The sequence below is a fragment of the Acidiferrobacterales bacterium genome, assembly GCA_028820695.1.
Taxonomy (GTDB): Bacteria; Pseudomonadota; Gammaproteobacteria; order Arenicellales; family JAJDZL01; genus JAJDZL01.
In genome coordinates this window covers 26,349-52,298 of the sequence record JAPPIB010000045.1, presented here as the reverse complement: position 1 = coordinate 52,298, position 25,950 = coordinate 26,349, and the positions used below count along the sequence as shown (strand labels likewise).

19 protein-coding genes and 1 tRNA gene are annotated in these 25,950 nt (G+C 52.5%); 18 read left to right on the top strand and 2 right to left on the bottom strand.

Features of this window, described 5'->3' with window-relative positions; translation table 11 throughout:
- Positions 1-71: 71 nt before the first annotated feature.
- The 4 genes from smc (at position 72) to acnA (ending at position 10,562) form a co-directional block, all read left to right on the top strand.
- Positions 72-3,575, top strand: a complete 3,504-nt coding sequence (gene smc, locus OXI60_06890) for a chromosome segregation protein SMC (GenBank protein MDE0309542.1) — start codon at positions 72-74, stop codon at positions 3,573-3,575.
- Positions 3,575-5,275, top strand: a complete 1,701-nt coding sequence (locus OXI60_06885) for a hypothetical protein (GenBank protein ID MDE0309541.1) — start codon at positions 3,575-3,577, stop codon at positions 5,273-5,275. The genes smc and OXI60_06885 overlap by 1 nt, the downstream gene beginning before the upstream one ends.
- Complete coding sequence (gene ligA / locus OXI60_06880; protein MDE0309540.1) at positions 5,272-7,338, top strand: NAD-dependent DNA ligase LigA; 2,067 nt, start codon at positions 5,272-5,274, stop codon at positions 7,336-7,338. Before OXI60_06885 ends, ligA begins: the two co-directional genes overlap by 4 nt.
- A gap of 533 nt (positions 7,339-7,871) precedes the next feature.
- Positions 7,872-10,562: an aconitate hydratase AcnA gene (gene acnA, locus OXI60_06875; protein MDE0309539.1), complete on the top strand. Its 2,691-nt coding sequence runs from the start codon at positions 7,872-7,874 to the stop codon at positions 10,560-10,562.
- Positions 10,563-10,612: 50 nt separating this feature from the next.
- Here the strand turns inward: acnA and OXI60_06870 are convergent, their stop codons facing one another.
- Complete coding sequence (locus OXI60_06870) at positions 10,613-11,200, bottom strand: septation protein A (protein ID MDE0309538.1); 588 nt, start codon at positions 11,198-11,200, stop codon at positions 10,613-10,615.
- Positions 11,201-11,767: 567 nt separating this feature from the next.
- Here OXI60_06870 and OXI60_06865 point away from each other — a divergent pair.
- A complete protein-coding gene (locus tag OXI60_06865) occupies positions 11,768-11,941 on the top strand; it encodes a hypothetical protein (protein ID MDE0309537.1) in 174 nt (57 codons plus the stop codon).
- An 11-nt stretch (positions 11,942-11,952) separates the two neighbouring features.
- Here OXI60_06865 and OXI60_06860 read toward each other — a convergent pair.
- Positions 11,953-12,040 (bottom strand) — tRNA-Leu (locus OXI60_06860).
- Between the two features lie 144 nt (positions 12,041-12,184).
- Between OXI60_06860 and OXI60_06855 the strand changes: the two genes are divergently transcribed.
- The 13 genes from OXI60_06855 (at position 12,185) to OXI60_06795 (ending at position 25,926) form a co-directional block, all read left to right on the top strand.
- A complete protein-coding gene (locus tag OXI60_06855; GenBank protein ID MDE0309536.1) occupies positions 12,185-13,489 on the top strand; it encodes an MATE family efflux transporter in 1,305 nt (434 codons plus the stop codon).
- A gap of 39 nt (positions 13,490-13,528) precedes the next feature.
- Complete coding sequence (locus OXI60_06850) at positions 13,529-14,371, top strand: sulfurtransferase (GenBank protein MDE0309535.1); 843 nt, start codon at positions 13,529-13,531, stop codon at positions 14,369-14,371.
- Positions 14,372-14,375: 4 nt separating this feature from the next.
- Entirely contained in the window at positions 14,376-15,416 is a 1,041-nt protein-coding gene (queA, locus tag OXI60_06845) for a tRNA preQ1(34) S-adenosylmethionine ribosyltransferase-isomerase QueA (protein MDE0309534.1), read from the top strand.
- 38 nt (positions 15,417-15,454) lie between these two features.
- Complete coding sequence (locus tag OXI60_06840) at positions 15,455-15,880, top strand: HIT family protein (protein MDE0309533.1); 426 nt, start codon at positions 15,455-15,457, stop codon at positions 15,878-15,880.
- A 272-nt stretch (positions 15,881-16,152) separates the two neighbouring features.
- A complete protein-coding gene (locus OXI60_06835) occupies positions 16,153-18,060 on the top strand; it encodes an AMP-binding protein (protein MDE0309532.1) in 1,908 nt (635 codons plus the stop codon).
- Between the two features lie 11 nt (positions 18,061-18,071).
- On the top strand, positions 18,072-18,893 hold the full coding sequence (locus OXI60_06830; protein MDE0309531.1) for an ABC transporter ATP-binding protein: 822 nt from the start codon (positions 18,072-18,074) through the stop codon (positions 18,891-18,893).
- A gap of 12 nt (positions 18,894-18,905) precedes the next feature.
- Complete coding sequence (locus OXI60_06825) at positions 18,906-20,129, top strand: branched-chain amino acid ABC transporter permease (GenBank protein ID MDE0309530.1); 1,224 nt, start codon at positions 18,906-18,908, stop codon at positions 20,127-20,129.
- Between the two features lie 18 nt (positions 20,130-20,147).
- The gene (locus tag OXI60_06820) at positions 20,148-21,275 is read left to right on the top strand and encodes a branched-chain amino acid ABC transporter permease (protein MDE0309529.1); all 1,128 of its coding nucleotides are present in this window, start codon (positions 20,148-20,150) and stop codon (positions 21,273-21,275) included.
- A gap of 113 nt (positions 21,276-21,388) precedes the next feature.
- On the top strand, positions 21,389-22,735 hold the full coding sequence (locus OXI60_06815) for an ABC transporter substrate-binding protein (GenBank protein MDE0309528.1): 1,347 nt from the start codon (positions 21,389-21,391) through the stop codon (positions 22,733-22,735).
- A 31-nt stretch (positions 22,736-22,766) separates the two neighbouring features.
- Positions 22,767-23,603 (top strand): ABC transporter ATP-binding protein, encoded by an 837-nt coding sequence (locus OXI60_06810; protein ID MDE0309527.1) that lies wholly within the window; start codon positions 22,767-22,769, stop codon positions 23,601-23,603.
- Positions 23,604-23,698: 95 nt separating this feature from the next.
- Entirely contained in the window at positions 23,699-24,937 is a 1,239-nt protein-coding gene (locus OXI60_06805; protein MDE0309526.1) for an AMP-binding protein, read from the top strand.
- Between the two features lie 40 nt (positions 24,938-24,977).
- A complete protein-coding gene (locus tag OXI60_06800) occupies positions 24,978-25,373 on the top strand; it encodes an acyl-CoA thioesterase (GenBank protein MDE0309525.1) in 396 nt (131 codons plus the stop codon).
- A complete protein-coding gene (locus OXI60_06795) occupies positions 25,366-25,926 on the top strand; it encodes a DUF1285 domain-containing protein (GenBank protein ID MDE0309524.1) in 561 nt (186 codons plus the stop codon). Before OXI60_06800 ends, OXI60_06795 begins: the two co-directional genes overlap by 8 nt.
- Positions 25,927-25,950 lie beyond the last annotated feature (24 nt).

Genomic DNA, 25,950 nt, shown 5'->3' with positions numbered 1-25,950 from the left:
CGTAAATAGTTTTGGTTATCTTCGGGCCATAAAGCCGCTGAGCATGAATGACTGCAAGTAGGAACTGACCTATGCAACTCAAGCAAATCAAGATTGCCGGATTCAAGTCGTTTGCTGATCCGGTTACCCTCCACATGCCAAGAAAGATCGCTGGAATTGTAGGGCCCAATGGCTCGGGGAAATCCAATATTATCGATGCGATGCGCTGGGTTGTCGGCGAATCCTCGGCAAAGAGTCTGCGTGGGGAGACGCTGGATGACGTGATCTTCAATGGCTCGGAACAGCGTAAGCCCGCGGCCAGGTCAAGTGTGGAACTTCTGTTCGACAACTCAATGAGCCGTTGTCCCGCACAGTGGGCCAAGTATGCCGAAATCTCCGTTCGTCGGACCGTGACACGGGATGGTATTTCTGAGTATTTCATCAACAACACCCGAACCCGCAGGCGCGATGTAAAGGAGCTGTTTCTGGGAACAGGTTTCGGTCCCCGGTCCTATTCGATCATTGAGCAGGGGATGATCAGCCGAATTGTGGAAGGCAAGCCCGAGGAACTCAGTTCCTTCATTGAAGAGGCATCCGGCGTGTCAAGATTCCGGGAGAAGCGTCACGAAACTTTATTGAAACTCAATCGGACACAGGAAAATATGGAAAGGCTTGATGACATGCGCGCCGAGGTGGAAGCGACCGTGCGCAAGCTCAAGTATCAGGCAGATCAGGCGCGACGCTATACAAAAATGAAAGAAAAGGCCGCCCAGCTGCGCGCAAGCCTGCTGACGTTCGAATGGACTGGTCTGCGGCAGCAAATAGAACAGGCCGAGTCGGTGATTTCTGAACTCGACGTCGAAAGAAACAAAAGGCTCGCTCAGGTGCGGGCAGCGGAGGCGGATCAGGAAAAATCCAGAAAGGGACAATTGCATCAGCAGGCCAAACTCAACGCCCTGCAGATGGAACACTATCGTGTCAATGCGGAAATTTCCAATCTTGATCGTCAGATCAAGGAAAGTGGCGAAGAGCTTGAGCGTGACCAAACGAACCTGTCGAGACTGAAGTCCGAATCGGCGCAACTCAGAAATTCCATCGAGGAATTCGAACAACGGGAACGAAGCGTCGCTGAGAGTTCCGGCCGGCAGCACAAGCTGCTGCTTGAGGCTGAAGCGGATCTGCAATCCAAATCGCAGGCGACAGATGAGATGTCATCGAGGTTCGAACAGGCCCAAATCGAGTCGGCGCAGATCGATCAGGACCTGATTGATGGGATCCGTCGCCGAGAGTCCGTTCTTGCGACGGTTGACGAAGTGCAACGTCGGATGAATGATGCGGAAAATCAGCAGACATCTCTTGCGCAGGAGTTGGATCGGCTGGCTTCACAGGACCACACAGATTCAAGTGAACCGCTGCAATCAAGAGTTGAGGGTCTGGCGCAGACAAGTGAGAGTCTGAACCGGGAAGTCATTGAATCGGAAAATGCCCTGACTGACAAGCGAGCCGAATACGATCGTCTCATTGATGAATTGGACTCGTTGCGCGAAAGTTCTCAGGAAGCGCAAGTCCGGCTGAAGACATTGGAACGCGGCCTGCACGAGGCGCAGTCGACAAAGGCAATCGAAAAATGGTTGACGGACAATGGCTTTGACCAGGCACCTGCCCTGTCATCGCAGATCGAGGTGACCGAGGGCTGGGAGCGTGCGCTCGACCGGGTAATGGGCGACAGGATCGGTGCGGTTGTCGTGACCGACACCGAACAGGTGGCACGCGATTCAAGCGGCAGTCCGGTCAACGCCAAACTGTATTTTGTAGAAGCTGCAAAAGACATGGTGCACCCAGACGGAGCGGCGCCTTTGCTGGTGCGACATGTCAAAAGCAAGGATCAGGTGGTCGAGAGTATGCTTGGCGGTGTCTACGCCGCTGACAGTCTGGAACACGCGCTGGCCATTCGATCGCATTTGAGTCCGACAGAATGCATCGTAACACCCCAGGGTGCACTGATCGGATCAAACTGGTATTCGCCCGCGGTCGGCGATGAAGCACGCGCCGGCGTGATGGAAACAAGTCGATTGATTCGCAAGTATGAATCTCAAGTCAGACGTGATGAACTTCACCAGCAGACCAGACGCCAGCAGCTTGAACACAACAGAACGGCGATTGCCAAGTTAGAATCCGGCATTGCGCTGCTGCGCCAGAAATTGACTGATACCAATGCGCAGCTCAACTCAGCCAGTGATGAACTGGGAGAACTGCGGACCAGTCGGATCAGGTCTTCGGAAAGAAGGGTTCAGCTCGAATCGCAGACAGAGCAGTTAAGGCAGACTGCGACCCGGTTGCAGTCCGAGCAACAGGAACTGCAGCGTCAGGCTGATATTGAATCCGCCGCTTGCTCCGAGATCGAGCTTCGAAAGTCCGGTAAACTGCAGCAGCTCAGGCAAACGCAGTTCGAGTTGAACACGCTTCAGGATACTGTCAGTGAAGCCATGGCCATCAAGCATCGCATTGAACTTGAAGCCCAGAAATCTGATTCGGATCGCGAACTGATCCGCGCATCCATTGCAGACCATCAGCAACGCTTGGGAAGTATCGAAGCCGAGCAGCGTGAAGTTGAGAAACGGCTTGTGGATCGTGATGATCCTGTAGGCCCGCTCAAGGCCAGGCTGAATGAGTATCTGGTGGAAAGTCGGCTTTGTGAGGAAAAGTTGTCGGAAGCCCGCGATCATGCCCAGGAGTCCGAAACCAACTACCGAAAGCTGGACGAGATGCGGTTGAAGCATCAACTCTCAGTGGAAGAGGTCAATACCAGGATTCAGGATGTGAAAGTCAACAGTTCAGCGTTGACCGCACAAGTCGAAGAAATCAATCAGAAGGTCATAGATCTCGATTCAACACCAGAGCTGGAAATGGAACAACTCGACGATGAGTTTGACGCTGAGGTGAATCAGGCCAAATTGGAACGATTGTTGCGGAGAATCGAGAGTGTTGGCGGTGTCAATCTGATTGCTGTTGAACAGTATGAGCAGGAAAAGCAACGCAGGGACTACATGGACAGCCAGCACGACGATCTGAGTCGGGCGGTGGAAACACTTCGCGACACAATCCAGAAAATCGATCAGGAGTCGCGGCAGCAATTCACCGAAATGTTCAATTCCGTGAATTCCGAATACCAGCGACTGCTGCCACTGCTATTCGGAGGCGGCAGCGGTCACCTTGAACTGATTGGTGAATATCCGGAAAATGCCGGCCTGCGGGTCTATGCGCGTCCGAAAGGCAAGCGTGTCCATAACATCCAGGCATTGTCCGGAGGGGAGAAATCGTTGACCGCGGTCGCCATGATTCTGGCTTTTTTCAGGATCAATCCTTCTCCTGTCTGTCTGCTTGATGAGATCGATGCACCGCTTGATGACGAGAACGTTTATCGACTGTGCAACAGTCTGCGCGACCTGGCGGATTCGACCCAGCTGGTTTTGATTACGCACAACAAGATCACCATGGAATCCGTTGATTCACTGATCGGTGTGACGATGCCTGAACCCAATGTTTCGAGAATTCTCTCCGTAGACCTGCAGGAAGCCCAGGAGTTTGTTGCGTAATGCAGTTCGTTTATGTACTGATTTCGCTGATTTGCCTGGTCGGTGTGATCTGGCTGATCACCAGGCGAATGCGTCTTACGGGACTGAGGTTGCCCATGATTGGTGTGAAGGATTCAGAAAGCAGACAAAATCAATCGCATACCCAGGATGGTCATTTCCTATCTGCAAGCAGCAGCGTGAATTTAGGGCCGGTTCAATCGGTCGACAGGGAACCGGATGGTGAATACGAACAGACGATCGATCTGGACGCGGAGTTGTCTGACCTGACAGTCAACGATGCCCGCGAGTCTGAATCTTATTCGATCGAGGAAAATGAGGCAGACCACGAGCTGTGGCAAGATGATGCCAACTTGTCGGAGGCTGAGGAGTCAGAAGAAGATAAAGTTTGGAGTCACGATCTGGACGCGGAGTCTGATCCGGCAGACATTTCCGAACCGCAATTCGCGACTTCGGATGAATTGGACGCGATGACAGACACTGACGCATCGCAGTATTCGGCGGACGAACCGGACGGATACCACCAAGAAGGATACGATTCGAATCATGACGAAGATGCTGAAACCGAGATTGGTTCCGTCCTTCCAGTGGTCGAGGAATCGGGTCCTTACTTCGGGGGGAATCTCAACATTCAAACCGAGGCTGAGCACCTGGAAAATGACGTTGAAGACCTATCTTGGCATACGGAATTGAAACTTCCTGATTCCGAAGACGACTCGCAGTCGGATGATCCGGACGTTGATCAGCTGGTTCAGACGGAGCTTGAAGTCAGTGTGGTTTTTCCGGACTATCGCAATTCCCAGGACCGGGAAATCGATGTTGTCGGTTGGCTGCCTGCCGAACTCGACGTGATCAGGCGAATGGATGTGTTGACCGTCTATAAGAATCTCGAATTTCAGCTGGATCATCCACATTCGATCATCGGTTTTGACGTTGACAAGCGTCAGTGGAACAATTTGGAAATGACTGAAGTCGTATCCGACTACTCAGATCTTATTTTGACCTTGCAGCTTTCGCACAATGGTCAGGCGGTCAGCGAAAAGAACTGGTGGAAATTCACTCGAATGGTAGGTCACATCGCCGTTGCGTTGTCACGCAATTTCCATTTCTCGATGACAACAGACACCGTCATCCGGGAGGGGAGTCTGCTGACTTCGCAGATCGAAGGTCTCGACCTGCAAGCCATACTCCTGCTCAGGACGAGTCAGGAAAGTCGGTTTTCGAACAAAGGTATTCGATATCTCGCACGAGAGTATGATCTGCTGGAACGCCCTGGCATGAGTGTGTTCGACCGATTCGATAGCGAATCGGATCTGTTTCCACTATTCAGTATTGTGCCAGTGAACGAGTCCAATACCGAGTTGGCGGAGGAGTTAGGCCAGGACCCGGATATGCGTACGATGATATTGTTCAGCAACTTGGCATGCGTACCTGATCCTCGGCGGGCGTTTGACACGATGTATGATCTTGCGAAGGAGCTTGAGGACCGCCTTGTCGTCAAACTGGTCGATCAAAACCATCAGCCAATTGATTATTACTCAATCTCGCAAATTCGAACCAAAATCGATGAATTTGTTGAGCGTATGAACAGTCATGGAATCCCGCCGGGCGGGGATTCAGCGATCCGGTTGTTCGACTCTTCGCTGATGGTTCAGAATTGGGCTGAATCAAAAGGCATTGTTTCGTTAATTCCCACCAAATGAGCTCAAGCGAAAGAGACCGGATCGGAACACGGATTGAATCACTTCGCGAACAGATAAACCAGCATAACCACCATTACTTCGTACTGGATGATCCTCAAGTCTCCGATCAGCAGTACGACAAGCTGTTTCGGGAACTTCGGCAACTCGAGGAACAAAATCCGGAGTTTGAATCAGACAGCTCACCTACCCGTCGAGTCGGCGCAAAATTAGACAATTCATTCGCCGAGGTTCGACACGCGGTCCCGATGCTTTCGCTGAATAATGTATTCAGCATCTGTGAAGCTGCCGATTTTGATCGCCGGATCCGGGATCAGGCTGACGTCGATCAGATCGAGTATTTTGTTGAGCCAAAGATCGACGGGCTGGCCGTCAGTGTGGTTTATGAGCGGGGCGCACTGGCTCTGGGCAGTACCAGAGGCGATGGTGAGATCGGCGAGAATGTAACGGGCAATGTCCGAACCATTCGCAGCATACCCCTGGTCTTGAGATCAGAGTATGCCCCAACCCTGCTTGAGGTTCGCGGCGAGGTATACATGAGCCGATCAGGCTTTCAGGAACTCAATCGACGTCAAAAGGAGTCTGGCGCAAAAAAATACATGAATCCACGTAATGCGGCGGCGGGTTCACTGAGACAGATTGATCCTCAGATCACCACCACCCGTCCGTTGGATGCGATGTTTTATTCGATTGTCCGATGTGAGGGCCAGCCAATGCCGACATCTCAGTCCGAACAGATTGAGCGTCTTGGCGAATACGGGTTCAAGGTCTGCAGTGAATCAGTGGTTGCTTCGGGAATCGATGCTTGCCTTGAAGTGAAAGAAAGACTGCTTGCCGGACGCGAACAACTGGACTATGAAATAGATGGGGTCGTGTACAAGGTCAATCAGGTTGAAATGCAGGAATTGCTCGGCTACGTGACTCGTGCTCCAAGATGGGCGGTCGCACATAAGTTCCCGGCTCAGGAGACGACTACGGAAGTCGTGGGGATTGAGGTCCAGATCGGCCGCACCGGTGCGGTTTCACCGATTGCAAGATTGCGTCAGGTCGAGGTTGCCGGCGTCAAGGTGTCCAACGCGACCTTGCACAACGAGGACGAGATCAACAGGCTTGACGTCAGAGTCGGCGATACCGTTGTCATCCGCCGTGCGGGCGACGTGATTCCTGAGATTGTCTCCGTACTATCGCTGCAGAAGGAAGATCGCGGGGAGCGGTTCAGATTTCCTTCGCAATGCCCGGTGTGTGGGTCGGATGTGGTGCGCGACCCTGGCGCAGCAGTGAATCGTTGTACAGGTAGCTTGGTCTGTTCAGCACAGATTAAACGGGGAATCGAGTATTTTGCCTCGCGATCCGCGATGGACATCGAAGGGCTCGGCACCGGTATAGTGGAGCTGTTGGTGAATAGTTCGCTGATTCACAATGTAGCGGACATATACAAGTTAACCCAAAAACAGATCGCAAACCTGGAGCGAATGGGTGATAAGTCAGCCCAGAATCTCATAGCGGCGATCGAAAAGAGCAAACAAACGACTTTAGCCAAGTTTTTGGTTGCGTTGGGTATTGCGCATGTGGGTGAGTCGACAGCAGTGTCGCTGGCGAAGAGGTTCGGGACCCTTGACGAGGTCATGTCGGCTGATGCTGACCTGCTGGAGGCAGTTCAGGATGTCGGTCCCATCGTTGCCGAGAGCATTTCGGACTTTTTTCGAAACGATCACAATCAGGGCATCGTCAGACAACTGATTGAACTCGGGGTTCAGGTCGCACCGAGTGACATGGATGCGGCCACCGATGCAGGAGGCACGCCATCAAGGCCTTTGAGCGAAAAGAAAATTGTCTTGACCGGCACATTGACATCAATGACGCGATCAGAGGCCAAAAAACGCTTGCAACGGCTTGGAGCCAAAGTGGTCTCCGGTGTGTCGGGTAATACCGATTACGTCATCGTGGGGGACAATCCTGGAGGCAAGGCGGACAAGGCTCGAGAACTGAATGTTCCGATATTGACCGAATCTGAATTCGAAAATCTGCTTTCCGGGAATTTGCCGGTGACAACTGAACAAGGCTGACTCGCTCCGTCCTTGTGATGCGGAATTCATGTCCCCATAACTTAGATTGCAACCATCGAATCCCGCAAGAAAAAAAGTCGCGAAAAAACGGCCGCTGCAGGTGGAAATGTACCGAATGCAGAAGTGGATTCACTTATAATTCAACCATGAGAAACATGGCGGTTGTGGCGCAATTATCGAGTCCGCATCAGATGATGAGATGGCGATATCTTGCCGGGAGATTGACTGACTGCCAATTTGTCCGAACATCAACCAAATTCGATCAGCGTTGACCGAAGAACTGACCGACAACCATTTCCCAGCCGTGTTTCAGGAATATCCTGTACACGGCTTGAGTGCCAAACCTGCCAGTACCATATTTTGGACAGTTCGGTCCAAGATTGTGAACAATCCATCCATCGCTTCCCGCCCCCTGAATTGGAAACTCATTCGAATGCAGGGCGGGTTCGTTAATCTGAAACACACTCGCCGTTCAATCAGCGCACGAAATTTCAGCGCCATAAGCTTCAAAACCCAGAGGAATCCAACGTCTAATGTCCAATAGTTTCAACACGCGAACGACTCTGGAGGTCAATCGCCGTTCTTACGAAATTCACTCCCTCCAACGCTTGAGCGACAGCTACGATGTCATGTCGCTTCCTTACTCGTTGAAGATTCTGCTCGAGAATCTTCTTCGATGCGAGAATGGAACCGACGTCACGCAGGAGCAGATTCTCTCGATCGCCAATTGGGATGAGAACAATCCGCCACAGACTGAAATCGGATTTTCCCCTGCACGTGTACTGATGCAGGACTTCACCGGTGTCCCAGCGATAGTCGATTTGGCGTCCATGAGAGATTCACTGGCCGAGATGGGTTACGACCCGAGAGCTGTCAATCCAGTCGTGCGAACAGATCTTGTCATTGACCATTCAGTCATGGTGGATCATTTTGGAACCAATAATGCCATCGATCTCAACGCGGTGCTGGAGTACAAGAGAAACGCGGAGCGGTACACTTTTTTGAGGTGGGGACAGAATTCATTCAACCAGTTCAGTGTGGTCCCTCCCTCGACTGGTATTGTTCACCAGGTGAACCTTGAGTTTTTGGCCACAGTCATCAGCGAAAAGCAGGTTGACAGCAAACTGTATGCCTTTCCTGATACTGTCGTGGGAACCGATTCTCATACCACCATGATCAATGGAATCGGAGTTCTGGGCTGGGGAGTTGGTGGTATCGAAGCGGAGGCGGCCATGCTGGGCGAGTCGATCGCCATGCTATTGCCGCGGGTTGTCGGCTGTCGGCTCCATGGTTCCCTGCCGGAAGGTGCGACTGCCACCGACCTTGTGCTGACTGTAGTGGAACTGCTGCGGAATCATGGAGTAGTTGGCAAGTTCGTAGAATTTTTTGGCGATGGACTGGATCATCTTTCAGTATCCGATCAGGCAACCATATCCAATATGGCTCCAGAGTATGGTGCGACCTGTGGTGTTTTCCCAATCGACGAGAATACCCTCAAATACCTGCGATTGACAGGTCGCAACGAAAGTGCGGTTGCGCTGGTGGAGGCCTACGCCAGACATCAGGGAATGTTCAAGGAGCCTGGGCAGTCCGGTCCGGCACGCTACAACGAGCTGGTTGAATTGGACCTGTCCGAAGTGGAGCCCAGCCTTGCCGGTCCGAAGCGACCTCAGGACCGGGTACTGCTGCGAGACGCAAAACAAACAGTCGAAAAGAGCCTCAGCGCCATTCGCTCCAGCCAATCCGGTGTGCAGAGTATCGATGTCGATATCGATGATCAGTCGGTGACCCTGTCCGATGGGGACGTTGTGGTCGCGGCAATCACAAGTTGCACCAACACGTCCAATCCGGCTGTAGTCGTTGCAGCAGGCCTGTTGGCCAAAAAAGCAGTTGATGCAGGGTTGTCTGTGAAGCCCTGGGTGAAGACATCACTCGCTCCCGGTTCTCAGGTTGTGAGCGAATATCTTGAACAGTCGGGTTTGATGGAGTCCCTGCAAAGACTCGGGTTCTCGATTGTCGGATACGGATGTACAACCTGCATCGGGAACAGCGGTCCACTGCCGGAAGGTGTAGCAAAGGGAATCAAGGAAGGCGAGCTCGTCGTCAGTTCAGTGCTGTCGGGCAATCGGAACTTTGAAGGACGGGTTCATGCGGCAGTCAAAATGAACTTTCTCGCTTCTCCGCCGCTGGTGGTCGCGTACGCGCTTGCTGGATCGATGAACGTCGACTTGAGCAGCGACTCAATTGGTGTCGGTACGGGCGGCAACAAGGTCTATCTGAAGGACATTTGGCCGACGAATTCCGAGATCAATGAAGTGATCGATGGCTTTGTGAACAATCAGCTGTTCCGAACCAAATACGCGAATGTTTTCCGAGGTGACGACAAATGGGCTGAGATTCCCGTGGTGCAATCCGGTCAGTATAAGTGGGATGATTCCTCGACCTATATCCGTAAAGCCCCTTACATCGGAAACGTTGCGAATGCGAGCGAGCGCATCGACGATATTCTTGGTGCGCGTGTGCTCGCGATGCTCGGCGACAGTGTCACGACGGATCACATTTCTCCAGCAGGCGCAATCATGCCCGCGAGTCCGGCAGGACAGTATCTGATCCAAAGCGGGGTACCTGTGTCCGACTTCAATTCCTACGGTTCGCGGCGAGGCAATCACGAAGTCATGATGAGAGGAACTTTCGCCAACGTTCGTCTGAGAAATGAACTGGCGCCGGGAACAGAAGGCGGATGGACACGGCACATGCCATCCGGGGAGACGATGACCATCTACGATGCTTCGGTACGCTACCGCGAGCAAAGAACACCGTTGATTATCATCGGCGGCAAGGAGTATGGATCAGGTTCCTCCAGGGATTGGGCCGCCAAGGGTCCGCTGCTGCTCGGTGTCAAGGCAGTGATAGTGGAAACCTACGAGAGAATTCACCGCTCCAATCTGGCAGGTATGGGAATTCTTCCGCTACAGTTCTGTGAAGGCGAATCGAGACAAGCACTGAACCTGACCGGTGAGGAAGTTTTTCACATCAAAGGTCTCGAAAAAGGAGTGACGGAAATTGAGGTCGTCGCAACCAGAGCTGATGGTTCTCACGAGAAGTTCAGCGCGATCGTGAGGATAGATACCCCGCGGGAATGGGAATACTACCAAAGTCAGGGCATTTTGCGCTACGTCCTGAAACGGCTCACCAATCGGCCGCAGGTCAGGGAAGTTGTATAGCTGACACCAGTCAGAGATTCCGACCTGCGCGAGTCAGGTGTGGACCTGAATCATCGGTCGGTTTCGGAAGCCGAAACAACCTGATCGTTTTTGGCGGCCATCCGTGCCATCAGGAAAATTTCCACCACCATGAACACGACCGTGAGGACAAGCACGCCGAATACCTTGAAATTCACCCATATTTCTTCCCGGCGACTTTCGTCCAGATCCAGACCGTAATAGAAGGCGACGTAGATGTTGAGCGCGCCCACCGCATACGCGAATACCGCCCAGTGCAAATTGAACATGCGCACTGCATTCCTTGGCAGTTGTAATTTATCGCCGATCAGCGCTTCTATCACAGTGCGCTTCGTAACAAACTGAGAAAAAAGGATGATTGAGCCCATGATCCAATAGACGATTGTTGTTTTCCATTTGATGAAAACAGGATCGCGCAGCAGTATTGTCAGTCCGCCGAAGACTGCAAGTGCAGCCAATGTTATGACGTGCATCTTTTCGAAGCGCCGGTGTTTCAGCCAGAATACAACCACTTGGACAAACGCCGCAGCGATCGCCACGCCCGTTGCAACATAGATGTCGTAGAACTTGTATGCCGCAAAGAACAGGATTAGCGGGAAAAGATCAAATAGAAGCTTCATATGAATAGTACGATGAGAAATTACCCTTTTGGCTGAACCGTATTGTCCAATTTGCAGCCATGCACGGGTGAAATCAGGCGATGTTCAGTCAGAGCGCTGCATGGTTGTTTCTTGCACTGCAAATTCGAGAGTCAGAGTTGAATTTTACATTGTCGGGCAGGACAAATTTGACAATAAAATGCCCGAGACTTCAGCTTGCCGCTTTGCATGCGCAATAGGCCTGTCATACCGCACTCAATTGAAAGTCTCAGCATGACCGTGTTGCCAAACCGCGAATCCACTGCCGAGCCAGTTAACGCACCGTTTCGCCAACGACAGGCGCCCGCTGCGCCGGTTCAGCTGCGGATGGTCGAGTAATTCGTATAACTGCACTGTGGCGTGCCTGGCAATGCCCGCTCGGAATTCGTGATTCTTCGACATCTGCTTTCAGTAGATAATGCAGGCAACGAGTGGAAACAAAGAGTTGGAAGGTTACTTGAACCCATCGCGAATGAAGACAGATGGCGCATTGCTATGGGAATGCCTGAACAATGGAAAAGTCATCCTGTATGGAAATAGTGCAAATCAATGCTGAGCATATCGACCTGTAAGCTGATCCTCAGTGCGGAGGAAAATATCCTGGTGATGCAAGCGCCTGAGTGCCGGGTCGGTGTCACCGGAGCTCTGGAGGGCGCAAGTTTGCTGAGACTCGGTGCTGTTCCGACGAGCGGACGGAATCGATGGAGAGTTGCTGCAAGATGAAAGAAAACAAATGGTGCCGGGAGAGAGACTCGAACTCTCACGGTGTTTCCACCACCGGATTTTGAGTCCGGCGCGTCTGCCAAATTTCGCCATCCCGGCGGATGTATCATTCAAGACCGGCTATTTTACAACAACTGAAATTCGACCGTTGTCGCACACAGCGCGGGAATTTCGCAGTGAACTGAAAAGTTGATTGGATCGAAAACAAATTCAGATTCCATTTTTGCGAGAAGACTCGGACCTTTGCACAAAAGGGTCCTGAGTCTGACCTGGCCGGTCATCATCGCCAACCTGAGTCTGCCGCTTGCAGGTGCGGTCGACACCGCGGTGGTCGGACATCTGCCAGATCCGGTCTACATCGGTGCGGTCGCACTCGGTGCACTGGTCTTCAGTTCGCTGTTCTGGCTGGTTGGCTTCCTTCGCATGGGAACGACCGGATTTGTTGCACAGAGTGTGGGAGCCGGTGATCTTGCGCAGGTGACAGCAACATTTCTTCGCGGGCTTGCAATCGCCTCGGTGCTCGGCGGGGTGATGATCGTGTTTCAGGTGCCGATTGGAAGCGTTGTGTTTTGGTTTTTCGATGCTTCACCCGAGGTTGAGATGTTTGCATTGGATTATTACGGAGTCCGAATCTGGAGCGTGATTTTCATGATGTTCAATCTCGTCGTTTTAGGCGTACTGTTCGGTTTGCAGCGAATGCGTACCGCTTTGCTGCTGCAATTGCTTCTGAATGGCATGAATATCGTGCTGGATCTGATTTTCGTGCTTGGATTCGGCTGGGCGGTACTCGGTGTGGCGGCCGCCACCATGATCAGCGAGATTGTGACTGCGGTTGTCGGTCTAGCAGTATGCGCGAATATTCTGGGTGTCAATCTTCCAATACCCAGAGAACTTCACATTTTCGATCGGCAGAAGCTGATTGAGCTGACAAAGGTCAATGTCAACATCATGATCAGGACGCTCTGTCTGGAGGTCGTGCTGATCTACTTTATGTGGAAGAGCTCAAGCAGCGGCGATGTCATCCTCGCCGCCAATGCAATTCTGCTTCATCTGCTGCACTTTCTGGCGTTTGGTCTTGACGGCTTCGCCCATGCTGCGGAAGCGCTCGCCGGTGCCGCATATGGCGCAAAGGACAGAGTGAGATTGCGTAATACTGTGTCGGTTGCGCTGATTTGGTCGGTGGTGGTTGCCGTATTTTTCTGTGTGGTCTACTGGATCGGCGGAAATTTCATCATCGCGCTCCTCACGGGAATTGAAGAGGTCCGTCAAGGGGCGGATAAATACCTGTTCTGGCTGGTGATCGCGCCGATATTCTGCGTCTGGCCATTCCTTTATGACGGGGTCTATATCGGAATGACGAGAACAGTTGAAATGAGAAATTTCATGATCATTTCAATGCTGGTATTTTTCCTGGTGGCGTACTTTACAACCAGGGCATTCGACAATCACGGACTTTGGCTCGCACTGATGGTGTTCATGGTCGTTCGCGGATTGACACTGGGCCTTTGGTTTCGCCGCATTGAAGTCAGTGTTGGGCAAGTAAAATAGTCAGTTTATGTAACGCAAGCCAATTTGTGGAGTGAAAAAATGGTTGAATATCCCTTAATCAGCGCGAATGAGGCACTGTCCATGTCGGGCGAACCAGACGTTCGATTTGTCGATGCCACCTGGTATCTTCCCAATGTCCCGAGCAATGCCTTTGAGGCCTATCAGGAGGATCACATTCCGGGCTCGGTTTATTTTGACATCGATGAGGTTGCGGAGCCTGGAAGCGATCTGCCGCATGTTTTCCCGTCACTGAAGACGTTTTCCGAGCGTGTCGGAAACCTCGGCATTTCCGAATCCGACCGCGTAATCGTATACGATCGGTCGAAGTTTGTGGCTTCCGCCCGTGCATGGTGGATGTTTCATTCATTCGGGCACCGCGAAGTACGAGTGCTCAATGGCGGACTCAACGCCTGGAAGCGGGCAGGCGGTCTGACCGACGACCAGCCAACTGAGATCGCCCGAGCCACCTATGTCGGCTTGCCAGCCAATGAATCCGTGATTTTGAGAGACGAAGTGGCCGCCCGCCTGGACGATGAATTCACAGCTATTTTGGATGCGCGTTCGCATGGGCGCTTCAGTGGGAGCGAGCCGGAACCGCGCCCCGGACTTCGAGGCGGACATATTCCGGGAAGTATGAATCTGTACTATGGCGATGTTATGGATTCAGAGGGCTACCTGAAGTCAGCCAACGAAGTCGCCGACCTGCTGCTATCGCGTTCGGTCAGCCCGCAACAAACGCTCGTAACGACCTGTGGTTCAGGGGTTACCGCCGCAATCCTCCTGCTGGCAATCTTTCAGTTTCAGCAGCAGAATCTGCGACTCTACGACGGTTCATGGACGGAGTGGGCGCTGCATCCTGACAGTCCCATACAAAGCGGATGAACTGATGGGAGTGTCTGACGGGGCAGGGTGTGCGAACCAGTTTGACTTCGATCTGCCGGCTGATCGCATTGCCCAATATCCGGCAGCAAGTCGCAGCGAAAGCCGATTGCTGGTCGTCAGTGACCGTCAGCGGGAAATCCCGTTTTCCCAGCTGGAAAAGGTCTTGCAACCAGGAGATCTTCTTGTCTGTAACGACAGCAAGGTCATTACGGCGAGGCTTGAGGGTCGCAAGACCACTGGCGGACGAGTCGAGATTCTGATCGAGAGAATCGTTGACGATCACTGCGTCTGGGCGCAAATGAGATCTCGACGTCCGTGCAGGATTGGCACTTCAATCATCGTAGACGATCGATTTGCGTTTGTTGTCCGAGGTCGGATTCGGGACTTGTTCGTTCTTGCTGTCCGCGAAGGGATTGAGGTCGCAGAGGTCATCAACAGCTGTGGAAGTGTACCATTGCCACCATATATTCAACGGCCGGCTGAACTTGACGATGCCTCAAGATATCAGACGGTCTATGCAAAGCATGCCGGTTCGGTGGCCGCACCGACTGCCGGATTGCACTTCGACCAACCGCTCATTGAGCGGCTGCATCATGTCGGAATCAAGACTGCATTTGTCACTCTGCATGTCGGTAGCGGAACTTTCGCACCGATTCGGGATGATGACATGAACAGACACACACTGCACAGTGAACGTTATCGGATTGCGGCCGCGACCTGCGAAGCCATCAGAACGACGCGCAACGCAGGCGGTCGCGTTGTCGCTGTCGGAACCACTTCGATGCGTGTCTTGGAGACCGCCGCAGCGATTGACTCCGATATTCGCCCGCGTGAGGGGGAGACCAGCATTTTCATCAAGCCAGGATTCGATTTTCGGGTTGTACAGGCCCTGATCACCAATTTCCACCTTCCCCGGTCGACCTTGATGATGCTGGTCTGTGCATTCGGGGGCACAGAGCGACTGAGAAGTGCCTATCGTTATGCGATTGACAATGACTTTCGATTTTATAGCTACGGTGACGCAATGTTCATCGAACCGGCATAAATCAGCCAACCAAAGTTTGGAATCAGGAGGAATCTGGTATGCCCGAAGACGCAAATTGCATTTTTTGCGGGATTGTTGCTGGACAGATACCCAGTATCAAGATATACGAGAATGCGCAGGTGCTGGCTTTCATGGACATCAACCCGGTGTCAACCGGACATGTGCTTGTCATCCCGAAGGGACATTGGCGTGATCTGTTTGACATGCCCGATGAACAGCTCGGGTTGGTCGCGGCAGCGGTCAGGAAGGTCGCGCAGGCAGTCAAGACCGTTTTGAATCCGGATGGAATCAGCATTACCCAGGCCAACGGCAAGGGTGCTGCGCAATCTGTCCTGCATTATCACGTTCACATCGTTGCGCGGACGATGGGCGATGAACTGAAGATCAACTGGGAACTTGTTGCGGGCGACATGGATGCTATCGGTGCGGTTGCGAGCAGGATTAGACAGCAACTGGAACCATGATGACGAGTCGATCACACTGGCTCGTGTCGGGCGCAATTGGGAGCAGCGAATCCGGGCAATCTTGCCGGTCAGTCTGGCCTGAAAACAAAGCCTTGTCGTGTGGTCCAGTCATAGAATCCACAAAAATTTAGACGTGGCATTTTTTTGCTGTATATTTATTCGCTTTGAATGTTGGACAAAATTACAGTTCAAATCCATCCCACGCAGCAGTTCGATTAAACACGTTAAGTATGAATGTTGACCCAAAATTAGACACGTTTCCAAAATTGCTGATGAATCGCAAGATTCTGTCGCCGGACCGGCCAGCGATGCGCGAGAAGGATTTTGGAATCTGGCAGACTTGGAGTTGGGTACAGGTATGTGATGAGGTTCGCAAGCTCGCCTGTGGACTGGCGGCAGCAGGATTCAGGCGCGGTGATAAACTCGCAATCGTCGGCGACAACCGGCCTCGCCTGTATTGGGGCATGGCTGCTGCGCAGTGTCTAGGCGGTGTGCCGGTACCACTCTATCAGGACTCTGTCGTCCAGGAGATGGAATACGTCATCAATCACGCTGACGTTCGATTCGCGTTGGTCGAGGATCAGGAACAGGTTGACAAGATTCTGGAGCTAGCTCCGAATTGTCCCAAGCTGGAACAGATCTACTATGATGACCCAAGAGGTCTGGCGCACTACACACCCAAGAACCTGCACGATTACGAATCCCTGGTTGAAAACGGCATCAAGCTTGACGCCGAACATCCGGATTTTCTGGACCGCGAGATTGCCAAAGGCTCGAAATCCGATATCTCTGTGATTCTCTACACATCGGGAACAACCGGATTCCCCAAAGGTGTAATTCTGACCTATCACAATATTCTCTCTACGGTGATGAGTTCGATTGAATTCGACTCGCTGACGGAAAAGGAAGAATGTCTGGCCTATTTGCCGATGGCGTGGGTTGGAGATCATATTTTCTCCTATGCCCAGTCCTATGTGGCCGGGTTTTGCGTAAGCTGCCCTGAGAGCGGGGAGACGGTCCTGCATGACATGCAGGAAATCGGTCCCACATACTTTTTCAGTCCGCCGAGAATTTTTGAGAATATCCTGACGAACGTGCTGGTGCGAATGGAAGACGCCAGCTGGATCAAGCGCAAGATGTTTGACTACTTCATGAACGTAGCCAAACGCTGTGGCGTCGATATTCTGGAGAAGCGTTCCGTCAACCCATTTGATCGGTTGCTCTACCTGATCGGCAAGGTCATCGTGTACGGACCGCTCAAGAATACGATGGGATTCAGTCGCATGCGCCTGGCCTATACCGCAGGTGAGGCGATCGGACCGGAGATTTTTGAATTTTTCCGTTCCCTGGGCATCAATATCAAGCAGCTATACGGTCAGACGGAAGCTTCGGTTTACATCACTGTTCAGACTGACGACAAGGTCAAGCCGGACACCTGCGGCCCGCCGTTTCCGGGAGTCGAGGTGAGGATATCCGACTCCGGTGAAATTTTGTACAAAAGTCCGGGCGTCTTCAAGAGCTATTACAAAAATCCGGAAGCCACACTCGCTGCCCGGACCGGTGATGGCTGGGTGTTTACCGGTGATGCCGGATATTTTGACGATGACGGTCATCTGAAAATCATCGACCGTGTCAAGGATGTGGGTCGGTTGAACGATGGCACGCTTTTCGCACCGAAATTTCTTGAGAACAAACTGAAGTTTTTTCCGCAAATCCGCGAGGCCGTGACGTTCGGGGATGGCAGGGATTATGTCAGCGCGTTTATCAATGTTGATCTCGAGGCGGTTGGCAATTGGGCCGAACGACACAATGTCTCATACGCGAGCTATCAGGAGCTTGCTGCCAATCCCCAGGTCTACGAGATGATCAGCAAATGCATCGAAAAGACCAATCAGGATCTTTCCGCCGATTCGGAAATTTCCGGATCACAGATCAAACGATTCCTGATCCTTCACAAGGAACTGGATGCGGATGACGGTGAACTTACCCGAACACGGAAGGTTCGACGCAGGATCATCAATGAACGGTTCGATAGCCTGATTGATGCGCTATATTCCGATTCGAAACGCGGGCACATCGAGAATGTTGTCATGTTTGAGGATGGGCGCAAGGGCACGATGATCGCCGACCTGGAGATCCAGGATGTCACCACATTTGATCACATGAAAATGGCAAGTTGACGGATTCAGTTATGGATACAGCGACAACCCCAGACATCCAGTCCTACGAGACCGAGCGAGTCCGGGAATTTACCAAGCTGATTCTTGAGGTTGACGGAATTTTTGTCAGTTTCGGCGGCGTGAAGGCGTTGCAGGATGTGTCATTCTCCATATTCGAAAGTGAGATATTCTCGATCATCGGTCCGAATGGAGCTGGCAAGACTTCGATGCTGAACGTAATCAGCGGGTTTTACAAGGCCAACGCAGGTACGATTTCATATCAGGGCAATGATCGGACACAGGCAAGTCCCGAACAGGTTGCCCGCATGGGTTTCGCAAGAACGTTTCAGAATATCGCCCTGTTCAAGGGCATGTCCACACTCGACAATATCATGACCGGAAGAATCGTCAAGGTAAAGAGCAATTTTCTGAAGGAAGCGTTGTACTTTCCGGCGGTGGCTCAGGAAGTCGAACAGCGCGAATATGTGGAAAGGATTATTGATTTTCTCGAGATTCAGAGCATCCGGAAGACACCGGTCGGAAAGTTGCCATACGGATTGCAAAAAAGAGTTGAACTGGGACGTGCGCTGGCGATGGATCCCAAGATTCTTCTTCTGGATGAACCGATGGCTGGAATGAATCTTGAGGAGAAAGAGGACATGGCGAGATTCGTTCTGGATGTGAACGATGAGTTTGGAACCACCGTTGTGCTGATCGAGCACGATATGGGCGTGGTGATGGATATATCGGATCACGTAGTGGTCCTTGATCATGGGGAGAGAATTGCCTATGGGGAACCGGATGAGGTCAGAAACAACAAGGACGTCATCCGCGCGTATCTGGGTGAACAATGAGTGTGAGTCGGTATGGAATTAGTTGATTTTTTATTTTTTGTTGAAGTTTTGGTAGGCGGACTGCTTTCCGGAATCATGTATTCGCTGGTCGCGCTCGGCCTTGTCTTGATTTTCAAGGCATCATCGATATTCAATTTTGCCCAAGGCGCCCTGGTACTGTTCGGTGCATTGACCTTTGTTCTGCTGACTGAGGTTGCGGGTGACTTCTGGATGTGGACCGGTTGGCTCGCGATCGTCCTGGCAGGCGCCTCGGCAGTCATGTACTTCCTGTACACCGCGCAACAGAAGGAGCATAGCAACATCAAGCAGTTTGCTGACAAATACCTGAAACGGGTTCCGCTTTTCGTTGCGGCGGTATTGCTGCTGGTATTGGCATTGTTCGTAGATGGCGGGCAGAACATGTGGCGAGCGGTATTCGTCACCATGCTCCTGTTCCTGATGCTGACCACTGCAGTTCAATCCCCCAAGTGGGCAATCGGCGTTCTGCTGGGTCTGGCGGTGGTTGCACTGATCACCGATGGTGCCGTCACCTATCGGGCATTTGCAGTCACGTTGGTTGTGGTGATCGGTCTTGCGATGGCAATCGAAAGAATCGTATTGCGCCCCATGGTCAATCAGGAACCGATCATACTGTTCATGGCCACGATTGGTTTGAACTATGTCATCGAAGGGGTCGCGCAAGGAGTCTGGGATGCGGATGTTCACGCACTGGACATCGGGATTCCGGACATTCCGTTCGATGTGGGTGGAGTCTACCTGAGCCAGTTTGATCTTTATGCGGGACTGATCGCAGCGATTCTAGTCACAGCACTTGCGATATTTTTCCAGAAAACGCGGGTTGGCCGAGCTCTTCGCGCAGTGGCAGATGATCATCAGGCAGCCTTAAGCGTTGGGATCCCATTGAAAAACATCTGGGCGGTAGTCTGGGCCGCGGCCGGCATCGTAGCGCTGGTCGCCGGACTCATGTGGGGGTCGAAACTCGGTGTGCAGTTCAGCATTTCGCTGCTGGCATTCAAGGCTCTGCCAGTCATTATCATCGGAGGATTCACGTCCATACCCGGTGCCATTGTCGGTGGATTGATAGTCGGCGCTACAGAAAAGTTGTTTGAGGTGTTTGTTGGTCTTCCGTACTTTGGCGGAGGAACGGAGAACTGGACTCCCTACATGCTGGGCATGATATTTTTGATGTTCCGTCCGCAGGGACTGTTCGGCGAAAAGATCATTGAACGAGTCTAGGATTCGGAGGCGCAACAAATGATTTATAGGGAAGTCGGACAGTACAAATCCAGTTATCCTGCCGACCAGGCAATATTTCCGATTACCAATGACCGAATTGGTGTCATGGTCATACTGCTCATTGCGTTCATCTGGCCACCGCTGTCAGGAAGTCAGTACCTGATGGGACCGATATTGACACAACTTTTGGTGTTTGGACTCGCCGCACTGGGCCTGAATCTTCTGACTGGCTATGCCGGGCAGGTATCGCTGGGTACCGGTGGCTTCATGGCGGTTGGCGCTTTCGGCTGCTACAACCTTGTCCTGCGACTGCCTGAAATACCAATTGTCATTGATTTTATTCTGGCCGGTATGATGGCGGCGGCGGTTGGGGTGCTGTTTGGCATTCCGTCGCTTCGGATCAAGGGATTTTACCTGGCGGTGGCGACACTGGCCTCACAGTTTTTTCTGCTTTGGATATTCGACCATGTTGGCTGGTTCACCAATTTTGACCCGGCAGGTGTTGCATCAGCGCCAACCCAGACTTTTTTCGGTGCGCTGACAAGTGAGGGCAGGGCGTTGGAATTCCTGGCGCCGATTGATGTTGTCGTGTCCGGGCCGAACGCCACGCCTGAGACAAAATATGTGCTGACATTGGCTGTGGTTGTTGTACTTGCGCTGTTGGCCAAGAATCTGGTTCGCGGCATGACCGGCCGGGCGTGGATGGCGATTCGCGACTTCGACATCGCTGCTGAGATCATCGGCATCCGTCCATTGAGGACAAAACTCCTGGCTTTTGCGATCAGTTCGTTTTACTGTGGTGTTGCCGGTGCCCTGTATGTCTTTACGTATGTCGGCAATGCAGACACCGAAGCGTTTGACCTGATCCGTTCATTTACAATTCTGTTCATGATTATCATTGGCGGGCTGGGTTCGATCATGGGTTCGTTTCTCGGTGCCGCGTTTATCGTCCTGTTGCCACCGTTTCTGAATATTGTGGCATCCAATCTCGGCGAAGGGACGCTGTCCGGGGCAGCTCTGGCCAATCTGGAGCTGATTGTCTATGGCGGCACGATTGTGTTCTTCCTGGCTGTTGAGCCGCTTGGGTTCGCGCGGATGTGGCAGATCGTCAAGGAGAAACTTCGCCAGTGGCCGTTTCCCTATTGAACCCTGTCCAATGTATGAATTTTCAATTTGAATTACATTCAGGACAACCGGATGCTAATATATAAATCTATTTTCAATCTCAATTGTTTCCACATATGTGGGAGGTAAATATTATGAAAATAAAGTTAAAAACCATCGTGCTGTCTTGGGTAGCCGCAATTGTGGCTGTGCTTCCGTTCTCGGTTTCACAAGCCCAGGACATGGAGCAGTTTGTTCCGGCACTGGTCTATCGGACCGGCCCTTATGCTGCTGGCGGATCCGGCTTCTTCGGCGGATTCGAGGACTATATGGCTTATTTGAATCTGTCCGACGGCGGAGTCAATGGCGTCAAGCTGGTCTGGGAAGAATGCGAGACTGCATACAACTCCGATCGCGGCGTTGAGTGCTACGAGCGTCTGAAAAACAAGGGTGAGCACGGTGCGACAGTTGTGCATCCACTCAGTACCGGAATTACCTATAGACTGATTGAGCGGGCAACTGCCGACAAGATCCCACTGATCTCAATGGGTTATGGTCGAACAGACGCAACTAATGGCAAGGTATTTCCGTGGGTGTTCCCGCTGATTACCAATTACTGGAGCCAAAACACAGCAAAGATCAAGTACATCGGAATGCAGGAAGGCGGAATGGATGCCCTGAAGGGCAAGAAGATCGCTAATCTTCACCACGAGAGCAGTTACGGCAAGGAAACCGTGCCGATTCTGGAAGTGCAGGCTGAAAAATACGGTTTTGAGGTGAAGCATTATCCGGTGGCGCATCCGGGACTTGATCAGAAAGCCGCATGGCTTGACATTGCCCGTCGCTACAAGCCTGACTGGGTGATTCTCAGAGGCTGGGGCGTCATGAACCCAACCGCGCTGAAGGAAGCTGCAAGAGTCGGATACTCGGCTGATCGAATTGTTGGTGTCTGGTGGAGCGGAGCGGAAGAAGATGTGATTCCCGCCGGCGATGCTGCGGTCGGATACGTTGCGGCCGGGTTCCATCCTTCTGGCAAGGACTTTCCGCTGATCGAGGGCATTCTGGATGTTGTTCATGGTGCGGCGCAGGGAAATATCTCTCCGCAACGCGTCGGAACCATCTACTACAACCGTGGTCTGGTGGCCGGTATCGTGACTGTAGAGGCGATTCGAACCGCGCAGGGCAAGTTCGGCAACAAGGTTTTGTCAGGTGAAGAGATGCGATGGGGACTTGAGAACCTCAACATCTCCGCCGAACGTATCAAGGAACTTGGTGCAGATGGACTGATGGCTCCGTTGACAATCACATGCGCCGACCACGAAGGCGGCGGTCCGGTGAAGTTCAGCCGCTGGGATGGCTCATCTTGGGTTGAGGTCACAGACTGGATCACAACCGACAAGTCCCTTGTTGACCCAATGATCATGGATAGCTCAATGGCTTATGCGACGGAAAAAGGCATTACGCCGCGTAGCGGCATGAGCATGGGCTCGGACTGCGGTTAATCCCCGCGTTTGATCGCTATATGATCCTGATATGAACGAGATGTCCCAGACGCCGGCCGTGAATGGCGAGGCGATTATCAGTGTCAATAACATTGAGGTTATTTACGACCGGGTTATTCTCGTTCTGAAAGGTGTATCGCTTGAGGTACCCGAGAAGGGCATCATTGCCCTTCTCGGTGCCAATGGCGCCGGAAAGACCACCACACTCAAAGCCATATCGAATTTATTGCGGGCCGAGCGCGGTGAAGTCACCAAGGGATCGATCATTTACCGCGGTGAGCGCGTCGACGCACTCACACCCTCAGACCTGGTTGTGCGCGGTGTAACCCAGGTCATGGAAGGCCGACATTGTTTCGAACATCTTACAGTTGAGGAGAATCTGCTGACAGGCGCCTACACCCGTCGCGATGGGCGCGGCGCTATTCAAGCGGATCTTGAATTGGTCTACAGTTATTTTCCGAGACTGAAAGAAAGACGCACCGGAGTAGCCGGTTATATCTCCGGTGGAGAGCAGCAGATGACCGCAGTCGGACGGGCACTGATGGCGAAACCATCGGTTATTCTGCTTGATGAGCCGTCAATGGGGCTGGCGCCTACATTGGTCGAAGAGATATTCGAGATCATCAAGCGGCTCAACGAAAATGAGCAAGTCACGATTCTGCTGGCTGAGCAGAACACCAACATGGCACTTCGCTACTCCCAATATGGATACATTCTGGAAAATGGCCGTGTCGTGATGGATGGGGAAGCTTCAGAGTTGTTGCGAAATGAAGACGTAAAGGAATTCTATCTCGGCGTGAGTGGCGAGAACCGAAGAAGTTTTCGCAACGTCAAGCACTATCGACGACGCAAACGCTGGCTGACATAGGACAGACCTGCAATCTTGTCGTCCTGCCCCCGCCCATGTCTATCAGTGTTGTGCAAAGGACACCCGCGTTCGATCTAATTTGTGGGGAGTAATCAGTGGTCTGCGAATTCTACGACTCCCTGGAAACCCGTAATCCTGAAGTTCGCGATCGAGAACTTTTCGCGGCGCTCCCAAAACACCTGGAACAAGCGGCCGCAAGATCATCATTTCTGCGCCAGCAACTGAAAGATGTCGACGTTGACTCAATTGATTCGCGCACCGCACTTGCACAACTGAATGTTGTCCGAAAGTCGGAACTGACTGAATTGCAGAAAAGTTCGCCGCCATTTGGCGGCATGGCGGCTTTCGATCCGAGTACGTTGGTCAGGATATTTGCATCTCCCGGACCGATTTTCGAACCGCAGACTACCCGTGAAGATCCGTGGCGGATGTCGCGGGCACTTTTCAATGCCGGATTCCGGAAGGGAATGCTTGTACACAATACGTTTTCCTATCACTTCTCCCCTGCGGGAGCGATGCTTGAGAGTGGAATCGGCACACTCGGCGGGGCGGTCTTTCCTGCTGGCGTGGGGCAGACCGAATTGCAGGTACAGACGATCGAGAGATTGAGGCCGCAAGGATATACTGGCACGCCGTCTTTTCTGAAAATCATTCTCCAAGCAGCCGAATCTACTGGTGCGGATGTATCGTCGTTAGAGATCGGACTGGTTTCCGGTGAGGCGCTGCCGCCGTCTCTTCGATCGGAACTTGACGGCTACGGAGTGGCGGTAAAGCAGGCCTATGCGACGGCAGATGTCGGCCTGATCGCCTACGAGTCTGACGCAATGGAGGGGTTGATCGTGGATGAGGGCGCGATTGTTGAGATTGTTCGGCCTGGTACCGGTGATCCCGTGCCCGAAGGGGAAGTCGGCGAGGTGGTTGTCACAGTACTCAATCCTGATTATCCGCTGGTACGGTTCGCAACCGGTGATATGTCGGCGATCATGTCCGGACAGAGCCCTTGCGGAAGAACCAATGCCCGTATCAAGGGCTGGATGGGACGGGCCGACCAGACCACGAAAGTGCGGGGTATGTTTGTACATCCATCCCAGATCGCCCAGATTGTCGGTCGCATTTCCGAAGTGGACAAGGCTCGACTGGTTGTGTCAAGCAAGGACCATCAGGATAGCATGGTGTTGCATTGCGAGGTCGCCGACAGGCCGGACGGACTGATCGATCAGATTGCCTCATGTACACGGGAAGTCTGCAAGCTTCGGGCACAGGTCGTGCTTGAGGAGCTTGGTGCTTTGGCCAATGATGGCATCGTCATCGAGGACGTGCGTACCTACGACTGACGGTATCAAGGGGTTGTTGAGATCAAATCTGACAGCATCATTGAACGCGATACCACTCAATTCAAAACCCGCATCGCTCCGGACGGTGGCGATGCCCGCCAATGCCAATCCAAGTGGCGACATATTCGGTGGCTGGATCATGTCGCAGATGGATATTGCAGGGGGGATTCATGCGTACGAGGTGGCGGGAGGACGTGTCGCGACCGTTGCGGTCGATGCAATGACTTTCCACCTTCCGGTTTACGTCGGCGATGTTGTTTCGTGTTACTGTGAGACAGTCAGAATTGGAAATACGTCTATTGCAGTGATGGTGGAGACTTGGGTACGACGAAGGAAATCCGAAGACTACGAGAAGGTGACCGAGGGTCTTTTCACGTTTGTCGCCATTGACGAGAATGGGCGGCCGCGATCAGTAGCGAGAACTTCCGATGGCTAGTTCAACTTCTGATCCTTTGAGTCTGGTTGCCCAGATTTCCGACAGGAACCTGCCACCTGTACACAAATGGAATCCGGAGCTGTGTGGTGATATTGACATTCGGATTGCCCGGGATGGAACATGGTTTTACATGGGTTCCCCCATCGGAAGAAAGCGGCTGGTGAATCTTTTTTCAACCGTGTTGCGAAAGGATGCAGACGGAGAGCATTACCTGGTCACGCCTGTTGAGAAACTTCGTATCAATGTGGAAGATGCTCCATTCGTGATTGTGCAGGTCGAGGAGAAAGGTTCGGGCAAGGAGCAGGTGTTGTATTTCAGGACCAAGAACGACGATGTCGTGCTTGCTGATCATGACCATCCGATTTGGGTGGAGGTGGCGAATGACGGAGAGCCCTCACCGTATATCGAGGTTCGCGATGGCTTGCGGGGATTGATTGCGAGGAATGTGTACTACCAGCTTGTTGAGCTTGGTGAGGAGCGTCAGTTTGGCGGCAATCGGGAATTCGGCGTGTGGAGCAGTGGAGAATTTTTTCTGCTGGGAGCTGTCAGCTGAGCGAAGTGTTACGAAATGAGATCA

Bases quoted from the DNA above. Each gene is read 5' to 3' on its own strand.
- smc (MDE0309542.1), top strand. From the start codon at position 72: ATGCAACTCAAGCAAATCAAGATTGCCGGATTCAAGTCGTTTGCTGAT.
- OXI60_06885 (MDE0309541.1), top strand. From the start codon at position 3,575: ATGCAGTTCGTTTATGTACTGATTTCGCTGATTTGCCTGGTCGGTGTG.
- ligA (MDE0309540.1), top strand. From the start codon at position 5,272: ATGAGCTCAAGCGAAAGAGACCGGATCGGAACACGGATTGAATCACTT.
- acnA (MDE0309539.1), top strand. From the start codon at position 7,872: ATGTCCAATAGTTTCAACACGCGAACGACTCTGGAGGTCAATCGCCGT.
- OXI60_06870 (MDE0309538.1), bottom strand. From the start codon at position 11,200: ATGAAGCTTCTATTTGATCTTTTCCCGCTAATCCTGTTCTTTGCGGCA.
- OXI60_06865 (MDE0309537.1), top strand. From the start codon at position 11,768: ATGCTGAGCATATCGACCTGTAAGCTGATCCTCAGTGCGGAGGAAAAT.
- OXI60_06850 (MDE0309535.1), top strand. From the start codon at position 13,529: ATGGTTGAATATCCCTTAATCAGCGCGAATGAGGCACTGTCCATGTCG.
- queA (MDE0309534.1), top strand. From the start codon at position 14,376: ATGGGAGTGTCTGACGGGGCAGGGTGTGCGAACCAGTTTGACTTCGAT.
- OXI60_06840 (MDE0309533.1), top strand. From the start codon at position 15,455: ATGCCCGAAGACGCAAATTGCATTTTTTGCGGGATTGTTGCTGGACAG.
- OXI60_06835 (MDE0309532.1), top strand. From the start codon at position 16,153: ATGAATCGCAAGATTCTGTCGCCGGACCGGCCAGCGATGCGCGAGAAG.
- OXI60_06830 (MDE0309531.1), top strand. From the start codon at position 18,072: ATGGATACAGCGACAACCCCAGACATCCAGTCCTACGAGACCGAGCGA.
- OXI60_06825 (MDE0309530.1), top strand. From the start codon at position 18,906: ATGGAATTAGTTGATTTTTTATTTTTTGTTGAAGTTTTGGTAGGCGGA.
- OXI60_06820 (MDE0309529.1), top strand. From the start codon at position 20,148: ATGATTTATAGGGAAGTCGGACAGTACAAATCCAGTTATCCTGCCGAC.
- OXI60_06815 (MDE0309528.1), top strand. From the start codon at position 21,389: ATGAAAATAAAGTTAAAAACCATCGTGCTGTCTTGGGTAGCCGCAATT.
- OXI60_06810 (MDE0309527.1), top strand. From the start codon at position 22,767: ATGAACGAGATGTCCCAGACGCCGGCCGTGAATGGCGAGGCGATTATC.
- OXI60_06795 (MDE0309524.1), top strand. From the start codon at position 25,366: ATGGCTAGTTCAACTTCTGATCCTTTGAGTCTGGTTGCCCAGATTTCC.